Here is a 14,700-nt window from a genome sequence, read left to right on the forward strand (position 1 = left end):
GAAATATTGTAGTAGAGCATAGAAAATGACAATACAAAGGAGCAAGAACATGACAACTAAACAAGGGATTCAACCAGAAGATCTTTATCACTTGAAATCAGTGGCAGATCCACAGCTCTCACCTGATGGGACTGAGGTAGTTTATGTAGAGACACGTATTGATGAGAAGAAAAAAGACTATGTATCTAACTTATTTTATTTAAATTTAAAAGACAAACGTCCTCAGCAATGGACATATGGTAACGATCGGACAAGCTCTCCTGTCTGGTCGCCAGATGGCAGTCAAATTGCTTTTTCTTCGACAAGATCAGGCAAGCCGCAAATTTTTGTACTGTCGAAAACAGGGGGAGAGGCGAAGCAAGTGACGTATTGCAAAAACGGTGCGTCAACGCCTGTCTGGTCTCCTTGTGGAGAGAAAATTGCCTTTTCAGTTTTGCTAGGTAAAGATGAAACTATCTTAGACAAAGCTGAAGATGACAAGAAAGAAGAAAAAGAACTCAAGCCACTCGAAATCGATAAGATGAAACATAAGTCAGATGCGGGTGGATTTATAGATATGGACCAGCATACTCACATTGCCATTGTCGATTTAAAATCTGGTGACTTAAAGCAAGTGACAGAAGGGAACGAGGATTTCCATCTGAGTACATGGTCGCCAAATGGCAGTTATCTTACGTACTTAGCAGATCAAGCAGAGGACTTAGATTTTTCGTTTAATGCGGATATTTATTTATTCGATTTAGAAACAAAACAGAGTCGCAAGGTAACAGAGGGGATTGGCTCCTATTACCAAACGTCCTGGTCGCCTAATAGCCGCTTCCTTTCCTTTGTTGGAGGAAAACGTGAGTTTGAAAATGCCACACAAGCGAAGCTATGGATTTATGATATGGAACAAAATCTGCTAAACTGTGCAACAAGTGAATTTGATGCCCCTGTCGGTGACTATGTCATCGGTGATTTCCTGCAAGGGGTAGCAGCACCAAGTGTACAATGGATGAATGATAATCATAGTTTCTATTTCCAAGTAACGGATCACGGCAATGCGGCAATTTACTTTGGGAATGTAGATGGTGAAATTTATCCAGCTATTCACGATGATCAATACGTTTATGGTTTTTCATTAGATGCTCAAAATGATCAAGCCGTTGTCGCCATAAGTACGACAACGAATCCGGGCGATTTATATTACGTCAACTTAAAAACGGGTGAAAAAGAACGATTGACGACAGTCAATGAAGACGTTTTAAAGACGAAAGAGTTAGCTGTGCCAGAGAGCATTGAGTTTGAAGGAGCTGAGGGCTGGAAGGTCAATGGCTGGATTATGAAACCAGTGGGCTATGAAAAAGGGAAGAAATATCCTCTTATTCTTGAAATCCATGGTGGTCCACATGCGATGTACGGCAACACCTATTTTAATGAATTCCAAATCCTGGCTGCTCAAGGCTTTGCGGTGCTGTATACAAATCCGCGCGGAAGTCATGGCTACGGACAAACGTTTGTGGATGCAGTACGTGGTGATTATGGTGGCAATGACTATCAAGACCTAATGGCTGCAGTGGACTATGCTTTAGAGCAATATGAGTTCATTGATCAGGATCGACTAGGTGTAACAGGTGGGAGCTATGGTGGCTTTATGACCAACTGGATTGTTGGGCATACCAACCGCTTTAAGGCAGCAGTTACACAACGCTCTATTTCGAACTGGATTAGCTTTGCAGGAGTGAGTGATATTGGCTATTACTTTACAGACTGGCAAATTCAAGCGGGGCTCGAAAATATAGAGAAGCTATGGCATCATTCACCATTGAAATATGTAGACAATGTTGAAACACCATTGCTTATTTTACATGGTGAAAAAGACTATCGTTGTCCGATTGAACAGGCGGAGCAATTATTTATCGCCTTGAAGTATCGGAAAAAAGAAACGAAATTCGTCCGGTTCCCTGAAGCTAATCATGAACTGTCAAGAAGCGGAAAGCCAACATTAAGAATTAATCGTCTCGAATATATACGAGATTGGTTTGTGGAAAAGCTTTAAAAAAGAGGTGGCTTAGGAAGTGAACATACTTCTTAAGCCATTTTTTATAGAAAAAAAGAACCACAGCAAAGTGTGATTCCAGATGAGTTAGTCCATTTTTTGAATAAAAACGACCTTCAAATAATTAAATTCAGGATATTCACGAGGCACACGGAAATCCTTTGGTAAACCGTATTCCTCTACAATTTTATAGCGTGTACTAGTCTCTTTAAATGCTTGGTCGATAAACCCTTTAAACTTTTTCATACCGAAGCTTGCGTTGTTTGTGGAAGCCACAATAATGCCATTTTTGGCTGTAATCGCAATCGTATCCTTCAGTAATTTTGGATAGTCCTTCGCCGTTGAGAACGTCATTTGCTTTGTGCGGGCAAAGCTTGGTGGATCTAATACAACAAGGTCAAATTTTAATTCGTGACGCTGTGCATATTTAAAATAATGAAAAACGTCCATTACTTTTATATCCTGCGCTTCATAATCAATTTGATTGACGCTAAACTGCTCAATCGTTTTGGCTAAACTGCGCTTTGCAACATCGACACTTGTTGTTTTAGTAGCTCCTCCAAGCGAGGCTGATACAGAAAATGCCCCTGTGTAGGAGAAGGTATTTAGCATATTTGTTGTGCTCGCATAGCGCTCACGAATAGCTAATCGTACTTCCCGTTGATCAAGGAAAATCCCAGTCATCGCACCATCATTTAAATGGACTGCATAGGTCATCCCATTTTCCTTAACCATGATTGGAAATTCGCCAGGAGTCCCCATGACAAAATCATCCTGTTCCATATATTGCCCTTTACTATCGAATCGTTTTTTCTCATAAATGGCCTGGTAGTTGATGGTTTCAGCAAGCGCCTCATAAACGACTTCTTTCAATGAGTAAATACCCTCGCTATACCAACTCACCATATAGTAGCCATTAAAGAAATCGATCGTTAGGCCACCGATACCATCACCCTCGCCATTGAAAACACGGAAGGCTGTTGTATGTTCATTCTGGAAGAATGCTTCTCGTAGCTGTATAGCTTTTTTGAATTTTTTAATGAAAAAAGCTTTATCAATGGTTTCATTTATATCTGTCGTCAGGACCCAGCCAATCCCTTTATTTTGAATACCGTAGTAACCTGTACCAATAAAACGATTATGGTGATCCATCAGCTTAAGTAGAGTCCCTTGCTCGTAAGGTAGTTGTCGTGCATCCACTGCATCTTTTGAAATTAATGGGTAGCCTTTTTTTAATTGATCAGCAAAAGGCTGTTTTATTTGTAGTGCAATTATTTGTGTCATGTTGTCATCCTTTAAAAACGTTTTGCTTTATTATCGCACTGTTTGGATGGGATAGCCAAACTTATTTCAGGAATTCAGCAATTTTTGCCACCGTTTCGATTGTTGCCTCTTCAAAATAATTCATTTTGCTAAAATAGCTATGAATTAAACCAGACATGGTTATATGCTCCACAGGTACTCCAGAGTCAGACAATTTTTGGGCATAACTTAAACCTTCATCAAAGAGGACATCTGCCTCTGCTGCAATGAGGAGTGTTTTAGGCATACGTCTTACATCCTCGAGCAGTAGGGGAGACACCAATGGATTTGTAAAGTTCGATTCATCTGTATAGTGTTGAGAAAACCATTGCATGCCCTGTTTATCTAGGCCGAACTTTTCTCCATAAGCCTGATAGGAAACGGTCGTAAAATCCACATTCGTAACAGGATAAATGAGTGCTTGTGCTTGCAATGATGGTCCACCTGAAGTTACAGCTAAGTAGGCCACGACCGTTGCTAAATTTCCGCCAGCACTGTCCCCAGCCACGGTCAACCGAGCAGCATCGCCACCATATGCTTCGATATGGTCATGCACCCATACTAAGCTATCGTAGGCATCCTGCAATGGAGTTGGAAAAGGAAATTCAGGAGCCAAACGATAATCCACTGAAACGACAATTGCTTGCGCTTGGTCTGCTAAAAGCTGACAGCCAGCATCAACAGACTCTAAATTACCATATACCCAGCCACCGCCATGATAATAAACAATAACAGGTAATGGTTGATCATGAGTAGGTATATAAAGTCGTAGCGTAATTTGAGCCCCATCACGCATGGTAATTAGTTGATCTTGCATCGCCGCTAATATTGGCTTATGGGGTGATTGCCATGGCGTAACCGTACGCATCGCGCGAGCTTCCTGTGGTGTAACTTGATAGTAGGGTGTAGCAACTTGTTGATCTTGAATATAATGAACAGCTTCTTTTCTTAAAGTAGTCATCCTCATCAGTCCTTTATCGTGACGTTTATTACTTACATTATAAACTATTCATATAATTTTACTATGATTTAATTTTAGAAAAAGAAAATTCTTTCATAATAGAGGTGAAATCAACGAATTGTGTTTATAATAAAAGGGAAGAAAGTATTTGGAGGGACAGTATGATTTCTTTAATTGTGGCACATGATGACAACCATGTAATTGGTTATAATAACGGAATGCCTTGGCATTTACCGGGAGATTTGCAGTATTTCAAAAACAAAACAATGGGCAAGCCAATGATTATGGGACGAAAAACGTTTGAATCCATTGGTCGTCCACTACCTGGACGTCGCAATATTGTTATTACACGAGATGAAAATTATCACGCAGAAGGCACTGAAACTGTGACGAGCCTAGAAGAAGCAATAGCGATAGCAGGGGATGTAGAGGAAATCATGATTATTGGCGGTGAGCAAATTTTCCGTTTATCAATGGAAATGGCAGATCGCTTATATATTACAAAAATCAATCATTCATTTCGGGGCGATACCTTTTTTCCGAGCTATGAGGAGAAGTTTGTAGAGGTTTCTGCTGAACAGCCCGAAACAGCTTCAGAAGGCTATACTTTCCAATATCAAATTTTTGAGCGTAAATAACATGGGAAAAGCACGGTTTTGATAGACCGTGCTATTTCTATATTTAGGGGAGATATTGATGCGCAACATACGATTATCGAGTGGAGAAATTGCTCAAGTTGATTGCTTGAGCTGTGCCATCATAAGTGGACAGGTCAAGCCCAATGGTGGTGTTATCATTGAAACGGATTATTTTCACGCCCACCAGGATGTAGCTTATCCAATCAAGGGATTAGTTATTTTAGCTTCAAAGCGTCACATCCATTGCTTCGATGAATTAAATAATGACGAAAAACTGGATTACATCAATCTCTTAACAATAATTAGACAAGCTCAAAGGGAAGTATTGGGCATTGAATACGTTTATTATTTTTACAACGAAGATACGACTCATCATTTCCATACTTGGATGGTGCCCCGCTATGAATGGATGAATGCATTCGGGCGATCCGTTGAATCCTTGAGGCCAGTATTACTTCATGCCAGAAATAATTTGAGTAATGAGGAGCATGAAAAAGAAGTAAGGGAAGCTATTGAGCTTTTAAGAGAATCCATAAAAAATCGATCCTTATGAAGAAGGGCACTGAAAAAGTCCATATCTTTTTTTTCATTTGGCACTGTGACTCTACTGTTGTTTTCCGAAGCATTCCGCTCGCTTTCCGCGGGCGAGCGCCGAGTCTCCTCCTACGCTTCGCTTCGTGCGGGGTCTCGTCTGTCTCGCTTTCCCGCAGGAGTCGAGCGATGCTTCTCCAAACAACGCAATGTATCATTCTATTATTTTAGTCACACTTTCCTTTATAATAAAAGAATGGATATGTAGGTGGTGCCCCAATGATTTCAAATCAGGAAACCCTTAATTTAAGTCCATACATGGCAATCTACGATATTGTTGTGCCAAAAGATAATATGCTTCGTCAGATCAATGAACTTGTTGAATTTTCATTCATTTTAGAAGAGCTAAAAACAAAATATTGTTTAGACAATGGACGTAATGCCATTCCTCCAATTCGCATGTTTAAGTACTTATTATTAAAAGCGATTAATGATGTATCAGACGTCGACCTAGTAGAGCGCTGTCATTCAACTATTTCTTGGATATGGCAACAGAAGATCCAGTGAGACAGAAATAAGGCACTTCCTGTTCAAAATTGAACAAGAAGTGCCTTATTTTTATCTGAAAAAGGTTCGCTTTTATGAAAACATAAGTTTTTCAGTGCCTTCTTATGAAGGGAGCGACTTTTTTTATAAATAGAAGTACACACAAGCGTACATGGAAGCACAGCCAGCTAGCACAAAAAGATGCCAGATTGCATGGTTATAAGGTAGAGAGCGCCAAGCATAAAAGATGGCTCCAATTGTATAGAACAGTCCACCTGCAAGTAGTAAAGCAAAGCCATAAAATCCTAAGTATAAATAAACAGGCTTAATAGCAAAAATGATGAGCCAGCCCATGCCAATATAAAAAATTAAGGATAGCACTTCAAAGCGGTTAATGAAGAAACATTTAAAAAGAACACCTAATATTGCGAGTGACCAAATAATACATAATAAAGTAATGGCTAGGGTGCCACCCACCGCAATTAATAAAAACGGCGTATACGTACCGGCAATTAAAATATAAATGGACGAATGGTCCAAAATAGCGAAAAAGTGTTTATATTTTTCTGGCATACTGTGTAGCAATGTGGACATTAAAAACAGGATGATGACAGAGACGCCAAAAATACTAAAAGTAGTAATATGTAGAGCATTACCTGTTTGCACAGCTGTAAGCAGTAAAACAACTAGAGCCGGAATACTTGCAATAAAACCAATACCGTGTGTAATGGCATTCCACAGTTCTTCCTTCCAAGATTTATAGTCAAATGAATCAATCATTTACAACACTCCTTTCGTTCATGTATTTACTATACCCCAATAATTTATACATGAACATTTACATTTGTCATATATTTCATATCAAAAATGTCATAAGGCTGTCATATTCTTTTAGGGGCTTTGATAGACAAGAGATAAAGGAAACGCTATAGTATCAAAGGTAGCGTTTACATTTTCAAAAAATCAAGGCTTTGCCTAATGACAAATGTCATGTTTACATAATGATTCATTAGTCTATATAATAAATTTTAATGAAGTAAAAGGATGTGTCGAAGTGGGACGAATTCATATAGTAACGGACTCAACTTGTGATTTAACAAAAGAAGAAGTAGCACAGCATGGCATACATATCGTGCCATTAACAATTCAAATTGATGGTGAAACATATATAGATGGTGTGGATTTAGAGCCACAACCCTTTTTAGGCTTGATGAAAAATGCTAAAAATTTGCCGAAAAGTTCACAGCCTGCACCAGGTAAATTTAAGGAATTATATGATGAGCTAGGCAAGGATGGCGATCAAATTCTCTCCATCCATATGACAGGTGGTATGAGTGGCACGGTAGAGTCAGCACGACAAGCGGCTCAAATGACAGACGCTGATGTGACGGTGATTGATTCACGCTTTATTGCAATCGGTTTAGCTATTCAGCTACGTGAGGCTATTAAAATGCGCGATGCTGGAGCAACAGTTGAGGAAATCGTAGCTCGTCTGGATAAAGTACGTGCAAACACACATCTATATGTAATTGTGGATACGCTTGAAAATCTAATTAAGGGCGGTAGAATTGGTAAAGGTACAGGCTTTATCGGTTCATTGCTGAACATCAAAGTTATTGCTAATTTAGAGGGTGGCGTTTACAATCCCGTTTCCAAGGTGCGTAGCCATAAACAGGTAGTGAATTACTTATTTAAACAATTCCAAGCTGATACGGCTGGGAAAACAGTCAAAGCTGTCGGTATTTCTCATGCAGATGGCCTCATCACAATGGGGAATCCATTAAAAGAGTTAATCGAAGGTACTGGCTTTAATGACGTTGAGATTGCCTTTACATCTCCAATTATTTCGACACATACTGGACCGGGTGCCATCGGATTTATTTATTTTGCAGAATAATAGTGAGGAGCTACTACATAAGTAAATGTAGTGGCTTTTTTCGTTTTGGCCCTTTTAGCTGGATACTTGTTCGGCTATTTGGAAAAGAGGAATTTTGGCAACAACACAAAATTATGGAGAACAGAGAGTAAGTCACTTTTCATTAGGGTATGAACTATTCTATAATAGAAGGTACAGAAAGGGATGGAAGGTGGTCAAATGGACATTCGGCGATTTATGTTGTCATGTTTGGCCGTCTTAGTACTTAGTGGTTGTGCAATATCAATCGATGAGCCGAATCCGCAAGCAGAGCCTGACGGTGAGCAAGCAGAAACGGAGCAAGATATGACGCAGGATGAGCAACAAACAGTAGAAGAGGAAAAAACCTCCAAGAATATGTTGACGCAAATTTTTGAACATTTTTTTGAGCCATCAGCAGAGGATTTATCGCAAATTGATGAAGAAAATGCAAAGCAACTGCATTATCTGGCACTAGGAGATTCATTAACAGATGGTGTCGGTGATGAGTATAGTCAAGACGGTTATGTAGGAAGATTAGCAGATTCATTGCTTACGTGGCCCTCGATTTCCGAGGTAGATGTTGATAATCGTGGCAAACGTGGTAGACGTAGTGATCAGCTACTAAAATTAGTGAAAAAAGGGCATTATGATGAAGAGTTGCAACAAGCGCAGCTCATTTCTTTAACAATGGGTGGCAATGATGTCATGAAAGTTGTTAAACAGGATTTGTTTAATTTAAAGCGTGACGCATTCGATAAAGAATTGCGGACGTATAAGCAGCGCTATAGCAAAATCGTTGAAGGCATTCGTGCAAAAAATCCGACAGTGCCCATCCTACTCATTGGTTTCTATAATCCGTTTTCGATTGTGACCAATGAGGCGAATGAATTCGATACAATTATCACAGAATGGAATAATGTGATTGAGGAAGTAGCGAGTGAAGATTCCAATGCTTGCTATGTATCGGTGGAGGATTTATTTGATTCAAATGAAGAGCTCGTCTATCATACAGATTTTTTCCACCCCAATGCAAAGGGATATGAAAAAATGACAGAACGTATACTAGCGGCAATGGAGCAGTGTGGTATGGAAGAAAAGATTAACAAGGCGATAGGCTTCGAGGAGTGACAAAATGAATAAATGGAAAGTCGCGTTTTTCGCCTTAGCAGGCACAGTGCTTTTTGCAATCCTCCTCGTCGTTTTTTTAGCAACTAGACCAGTAGATGGAGTCGATGTTGCCAAGCGTTCAGCAGGTGAAAGTGAAAGCAAAGGAAATGTACTCGTGGTGCAAACCACAACAAAGGAATTAGAATCGATTTCCAAAAAATATTTAAAGGATGCAGCAAAAGGCTCGCCTTTACCACTTGATTTTACAATCGGCGATGATATTCAATTACGAAGCACGCTCACGGTGTTTTACACGGAAATTCCGATTTCCATGAATTTTGAACCCATTGTAGATGACAAGGGCAATATTATTTTAAAGCAAACGGGGATGAATGTCGGGCTATTAAATATTCCGCCGGAGACGACGATGAAAATTATGCGGGATTCGGTGGAATTCCCTTCATGGATTACCGTGAACCCAAATAAAGCAGAAATCTATATTGATTTATCTCGCATTAACATAGCATCCGGATCACGCGTCCGTGCTAAAGAATTGGACTTACCAAATGACAAAATTTTATTAGAAATTATTGTTCCTGGTGAATAAGGAGTGAAATGAATGGCAAAGCAATATGCAACATTTGCAGGAGGCTGTTTTTGGTGTATGGTCAAGCCATTTGACGAAACACCTGGGATTGAATCGGTGCTATCTGGCTATACAGGTGGACATGTTGTCAATCCAACCTATGAGCAAGTGTGCTCAGAAACTACTGGACATGCCGAAGCCGTGCAAATCGTATACGATGATGATCTTTATAGCTATGAGCAACTACTGTCTATCTATTGGACCTTAATAGACCCGACAGATGCAGGTGGACAGTTTTATGATCGCGGCGAATCCTACACAACAGCCATTTACTATCATAATGAAGAACAACGTCAACTAGCAGAGCGTTCAAAGGCTGATCTAGAAGCTTCTGGAAAGTTTGATAAACCGATCATGGTGAAAATCTTACCTGCTAGCACATTTTACCCGGCTGAGGACTATCACCAATATTATTATAAGAAAAATCCAATGCACTACGAACGCTATTCGGTTGGAAGCGGTCGCCGAGCGTATCAAGAGCATCACTGGGGGAATAAACATGAATAAAGAACAACGTTTAAAAGAACTTACAGACATGCAATATTACGTGACACAGGAAAATGGCACAGAACCACCGTTTCGCAATGAGTTCGATGAGCATTTTGAAGAGGGCATCTATGTAGATATCGTCTCTGGAAAACCACTATTCAGCTCATTGGACAAATACAACTCAGGCTGTGGATGGCCAGCATTTACGAAACCCATCCAAAAAGAAGAAGTAACCGAGCACTTCGACACAACCCACGGTATGCGCCGAGTAGAAGTACGCAGTAAAGAAGCAGACTCCCATTTAGGACATGTCTTCCCAGACGGCCCAAGCGAACTAGGAGGCCTACGCTACTGCATTAACTCAGCATCCCTTCGCTTCATAGCAAAAGAAGATCTAGAAAAAGAAGGCTACGGCCAATTCCTATCATTATTCAAATAAAAAATCCTAGCAAGAGCGATCTTGCTAGGATTTTTTTGTTTTGGTGGGTGTAGAGGGAGGGAGAGTTCAGATGAATGGCAAGCAATAGCAAAGCGGTGGATAGAATATGCGAAGAGACGGATAGAACTCTCAAAGTGGTGGATAGCCATCGAAAAGTGAAGGATAGCCCGCTAAGAGCGATGGATAGGACTCTAAAGTTGAAGGAAAGCCGCATTAAGTGAGGGGATTCCCCAATATAAAGGTGCAAAATAGCAAAGTGACGGATAAAGCTCTCAAAGTGACGGATAGAAAGTGAAAATTGGTGGATAGCCCGCTCAGAGCGATGGATAGAATGCTAAAATCGAAGGGAAGTCGCATCAAGTGAGAGGATTCTCCAATATAAAGGTGCAAAATAGCAAAGTGACGGATAAAACTCTCAAAGTGGTGGATAGAAAGTGAAAAGTGGTGGATAGCCCGCTCAGAGGAATGGATAAAACACTACATAGCAGGAGACAATTCAAAGAGACAGAAAGCCGCCTTGACTATGGCTAATCCATATCTCCCCAATTGAACCCCCTCCAGCCAAAAAAAGAGGGGATCCTCCAACGAAAGGATCCTCCTCAGAAATTCGCAATAAAACTTAAACTTTAAATGCGCCTACTAGATTACGGAGGCTGTCTGCTTGTTGGGCAAGCTCTGTGGCAGCCGCATTGATTTCCTGCATGGAAGCGGAGCCCTGGGTGGCAGCGGCGGCGGATGTTACAGTGTTAGCTGCGGACTGCTCGGCATAGGCATTGACGTGAATGAAGTCGCTTGCTACTGCGTTGCTAAAGTCCAGTGTCGATGCAATTTTATCCACCATGGCTGCTATAATCGTTGTAGTTTCTTCTGTATGCGATAAAATGTTGGCCAAGGATTGATTAGTTTCATTGGTCACTTCAACGCCACGAATGACAGTAGTGACCCCTTCATGGTTTTGGGCAATGATCGATGTGACTTCATTCTGAATAGATGTCACTATCGCAGTTACTTCCTTGGCGGCACTTTGGGATTGTTCTGCTAGTTTACGAACTTCATCCGCTACCACGGCAAAGCCCCGACCATGCTCGCCAGCTCGAGCTGCTTCAATTGCTGCATTTAAAGCTAATAGATTTGTTTGCTCGGAAATAGCTGTAATGGTACCAATGATCGATGTAATGTCGGCAGATTTTCGACCTAACGCCTCGACCGTTGATGTTGTGGAAGCCATTGTTTCTTCGATTGATTGCATAACCAGCGAAGATTGCTCCACAGAAAGGCTTCCTTCATCGGCTGCTTGCTGCATGGCTATAGAGGCACGATGTACGGCACTCGCTTGTTCGTTTAATTGATGCATAGAGTGCTCTAGGTCGCTCATTTTTTGTTGCGCACTATTCATACTAGAAATGGTATTATCACTATCGCTTGCAATATCGGCTGTTGCATCCGCAATATCTTGAATGGTACGAGCATTTTCATCTGCTAACGACATGAGCTCCTGACTACTACTTGATACATGATCAGCCAGTTCGCTTACACGTCGAATTAAATTGGAAATCGACTCAATCAATGTATTTGTGGAAGCGGCAATAATGGAAAATTCATCGCGATTTCGCACTTTCACACGTCTTGTTAAATCGCCGCCTGCCTGAGCAATATCAAGGATGGAATCATTAATCGCTTGTGTATTACGCTTCAAAGATTTAAAGAGCATGAAACCAAAAATGACGATCGCTAAAAAGCCGATAATGGATACAATAAAAAATGTAGTGATTGAAAGATTGACTTGCTGATTAAGCTTGTCTAACTTTGCTTTATTCGACTCATCCATCACCATATTTATGGATTCAATATTATTATCAATATGCGTTTTCATTGTTTCTCCAGTAGCCCCCATCATGAGCTTACGAGCCTGTTCGAGACCAAGTTCATCACGCATAGTCATTACTTTTTTTGAATAATCCAGGTAATTTTTATAATATTGGTCGATGGCCTGCATATGACCAAGCTCAACTTGCCGATCCTGAAATTGTTCATTTAATGCTGCTAATTTTTTATTAATGGTATCAATTTTTAAATGATAGGAGGTAGAATAAATACCATTCCCTGTTATTAAGTAACTTTGTTCCAAATTCGTTAACCTTGCTATCTCATACGCAAGTTGGTTAACTGTTAATTGCTCTAGGACATTTTTCTTAGTGAAATCTTCCATCTCCTGCTGAAGCTTCTGTATATTGACATAAGACAATATACCCATAACACCGTTAATTACAATAAGAAGTGCGAACATAATAAGCACTTTGCCCCGAATTAAATGGTAAAAACGTTGTCGTTTTTCTTTCATAGGAGGGGGATTGATCCCGGTTTCCTCTTGTATTGAAGCTTTCTTTCCTTTAAAAAAGCTAAAAGTGAAGAGAGTCGGGCGTTTTTTTGCTGCATCATGAGTTTTTTTAGTCTTTTTCATCGCATCACCTTCCTATTTTTTAGTAATCGATTTCAATTTTATCTTATTTTACTAGATTTTTCTATTATTTTTTCTAAAAATTTAAATTTTTCTGATAGATATAACTGTGACAAAAGTCAGGATGACCAAGAAAATAGTTCTAAAATCGAGAATAGGAAATATATCTTAGTAGTGGGAATTATGACGAATACCTTTTTTTCTGCTACACTATCGAAAAGTAAATGCAAAAAAGGGGAAATTGTGTGATGAAAAAAAGTTTTTATTTATATGTCCTTACATTTCGAGGCGGCGACTGGTCAGATGCCAAGGTACGGTTTGCAGAGGAAATGTTTCATGAGCATAATTTTCCAAAGCAAAGTGCAGACTTTAATGAGTTATCCAACTACATTGAATCTTATGCTACAGAAAATTTAACGATTGAAGCTTTTGATCATTTGTGGGAGTTATATGAGGGACAGGCATAAATTGTACGAAAACTATAAATAATTTTTAAGTTGCTAGACGTCTAGCATTGCGTAAATGACAGAAACACAGTATTATTTATAGTGATAACTGACAGAAAAGAGGGATTGCAGTATGAGTGTTCATATTAATGCAAAAAAAGGTGAAATCGCTGACACAATTTTACTTCCAGGAGATCCACTTCGTGCAAAATACATCGCGGAAACATTTTTAGAAGATGTAACTTGCTACAATGAGGTACGTAATATGTTTGGTTATACAGGTACGTATAAAGGCAAACGTATTTCAGTACAAGGAACTGGTATGGGTGTGCCATCTATTTCAATCTATGCGACAGAATTAATGCAAGAATATGATGTTCAAAAATTAATCCGTGTAGGTACTTGTGGTGCAATTCAAAAAGATGTGAAAGTGCGTGACGTGATTTTAGCGCAAGCAGCAACATCTGATACACGTATGAACCAAATCATTTGGGGCGGTGCTATCGACTTCGCACCAATCGCAGACTTTGACCTATTATTAAAAGCGTATAACGCAGGAAAAGATGCTGGACTTAACTTACAAGTGGGGAATATCTTCACAGCAGATTTATTCTACTCAGATGAGCATCAAAATGAAAAATTAGCACAATACGGTGTACTAGCCGTAGAAATGGAATCAGCAGCTCTGTACACATTAGCAGCTAAATTCGGGCGTAAAGCACTTTCTGTTCTAACAGTAAGTGACCACATTTTAACTGGCGAAGTAACAACTTCAGAAGAACGTCAAACGACTTTCAACGACATGATGGTTGTAGCGTTAGAGGCAGCTATTCAAGAGTAGTCATAACAAGGGTTTGAAGTTTGGAATAAATTTCAAAGGGACTAAAAGGGACTACACTAGAAATTAATTAGATTTTTAATCCTCAATGGGTGACTCGATAAATGAGAGCCTGTTGAGGTTTTTTGTTTATAGAGCGTTAAAAAGCTCCATAGCGTCTTTCTTTTGGTCTTGACCAACATGAGAGTAGGTATTAGTTGTTTCATGTATTGTAGCATGTCCTAATTGCTCTTGGATGACTTTGATGTTTACGCCTTTAGAGCATGTAAGAAGCAAATGTATGTCGCAAACCATGAAACGTGATTGAAGGTAGCGAATATTGACGAACAATATCTTGCCATTACTTACTCATACGATCAGGGTG

General features: G+C 39.8%; 14 protein-coding genes and 1 pseudogene. 11 read left to right on the forward strand and 4 right to left on the reverse strand.

What is annotated here, in order from left to right:
* Nucleotides 1-49: 49 nt before the first annotated feature.
* Nucleotides 50-2,038 (forward strand): S9 family peptidase, encoded by a 1,989-nt coding sequence (locus tag C9J29_RS11780; RefSeq protein WP_107922212.1) that lies wholly within the window; start codon nt 50-52, stop codon nt 2,036-2,038.
* Nucleotides 2,039-2,125: 87 nt separating this feature from the next.
* Here C9J29_RS11780 and C9J29_RS11785 read toward each other — a convergent pair whose 3' ends face one another.
* Nucleotides 2,126-3,322, reverse strand: a complete 1,197-nt coding sequence (locus tag C9J29_RS11785) for a class I SAM-dependent rRNA methyltransferase (RefSeq protein WP_107922213.1) — start codon at nt 3,320-3,322, stop codon at nt 2,126-2,128.
* 61 nt (nt 3,323-3,383) lie between these two features.
* Nucleotides 3,384-4,301, reverse strand: coding sequence for an alpha/beta hydrolase (locus C9J29_RS11790; protein WP_008174811.1), 918 nt, complete (start codon nt 4,299-4,301; stop codon nt 3,384-3,386).
* A 161-nt stretch (nt 4,302-4,462) separates the two neighbouring features.
* Between C9J29_RS11790 and C9J29_RS11795 the strand changes: the two genes are divergently transcribed.
* The 3 genes and pseudogenes from C9J29_RS11795 to C9J29_RS11805 all read left to right on the forward strand — a co-directional run.
* Complete coding sequence (locus C9J29_RS11795; protein ID WP_008174809.1) at nt 4,463-4,939, forward strand: dihydrofolate reductase; 477 nt, start codon at nt 4,463-4,465, stop codon at nt 4,937-4,939.
* A 58-nt stretch (nt 4,940-4,997) separates the two neighbouring features.
* Nucleotides 4,998-5,492 (forward strand): HIT family protein, encoded by a 495-nt coding sequence (locus C9J29_RS11800; protein WP_008174807.1) that lies wholly within the window; start codon nt 4,998-5,000, stop codon nt 5,490-5,492.
* 257 nt (nt 5,493-5,749) lie between these two features.
* Nucleotides 5,750-6,036 (forward strand): annotated as a pseudogene (locus C9J29_RS11805) (transposase); the annotation flags it as partial.
* A gap of 124 nt (nt 6,037-6,160) precedes the next feature.
* Here the strand turns inward: C9J29_RS11805 and trhA are convergent.
* Nucleotides 6,161-6,796 carry a PAQR family membrane homeostasis protein TrhA gene (gene trhA / locus C9J29_RS11810; RefSeq protein WP_008174804.1) on the reverse strand — a complete coding sequence of 212 codons (636 nt, stop codon included), beginning with the start codon at nt 6,794-6,796 and terminating at the stop codon, nt 6,161-6,163.
* A 274-nt stretch (nt 6,797-7,070) separates the two neighbouring features.
* Between trhA and C9J29_RS11815 the strand changes: the two genes are divergently transcribed.
* From C9J29_RS11815 to msrB, 5 genes are all read left to right on the forward strand, one after another.
* Nucleotides 7,071-7,913 carry a DegV family protein gene (locus C9J29_RS11815; protein ID WP_043989835.1) on the forward strand — a complete coding sequence of 281 codons (843 nt, stop codon included), beginning with the start codon at nt 7,071-7,073 and terminating at the stop codon, nt 7,911-7,913.
* A 183-nt stretch (nt 7,914-8,096) separates the two neighbouring features.
* Entirely contained in the window at nt 8,097-9,041 is a 945-nt protein-coding gene (locus C9J29_RS11820; RefSeq protein ID WP_008174802.1) for a GDSL-type esterase/lipase family protein, read from the forward strand.
* 4 nt (nt 9,042-9,045) lie between these two features.
* A complete protein-coding gene (locus C9J29_RS11825) occupies nt 9,046-9,627 on the forward strand; it encodes a YpmS family protein (protein ID WP_008174801.1) in 582 nt (193 codons plus the stop codon).
* Nucleotides 9,628-9,639: 12 nt separating this feature from the next.
* Nucleotides 9,640-10,173, forward strand: a complete 534-nt coding sequence (gene msrA / locus C9J29_RS11830; RefSeq protein WP_008174800.1) for a peptide-methionine (S)-S-oxide reductase MsrA — start codon at nt 9,640-9,642, stop codon at nt 10,171-10,173.
* Nucleotides 10,166-10,594, forward strand: coding sequence for a peptide-methionine (R)-S-oxide reductase MsrB (gene msrB / locus C9J29_RS11835; protein ID WP_008174799.1), 429 nt, complete (start codon nt 10,166-10,168; stop codon nt 10,592-10,594). Before msrA ends, msrB begins: the two co-directional genes overlap by 8 nt.
* Before the next feature lie 619 nt (nt 10,595-11,213).
* On the opposite strand, the gene C9J29_RS11840 is transcribed toward msrB, so the two are convergent.
* Nucleotides 11,214-13,055 carry a methyl-accepting chemotaxis protein gene (locus C9J29_RS11840; protein WP_096364393.1) on the reverse strand — a complete coding sequence of 614 codons (1,842 nt, stop codon included), beginning with the start codon at nt 13,053-13,055 and terminating at the stop codon, nt 11,214-11,216.
* A 245-nt stretch (nt 13,056-13,300) separates the two neighbouring features.
* Between C9J29_RS11840 and C9J29_RS11850 the strand changes: the two genes are divergently transcribed.
* Together C9J29_RS11850 and deoD are read left to right on the forward strand one after the other, a co-directional pair.
* A complete protein-coding gene (locus C9J29_RS11850; protein WP_036224643.1) occupies nt 13,301-13,519 on the forward strand; it encodes a YozE family protein in 219 nt (72 codons plus the stop codon).
* A 112-nt stretch (nt 13,520-13,631) separates the two neighbouring features.
* The gene (gene deoD, locus C9J29_RS11855; RefSeq protein ID WP_089984455.1) at nt 13,632-14,339 is read left to right on the forward strand and encodes a purine-nucleoside phosphorylase; all 708 of its coding nucleotides are present in this window, start codon (nt 13,632-13,634) and stop codon (nt 14,337-14,339) included.
* The last annotated feature ends 361 nt before the right edge of the window (nt 14,340-14,700 follow it).

Source organism: Lysinibacillus fusiformis (genome assembly GCF_003049525.1).
GTDB lineage: Bacteria > Bacillota > Bacilli > Bacillales_A > Planococcaceae > Lysinibacillus > Lysinibacillus fusiformis.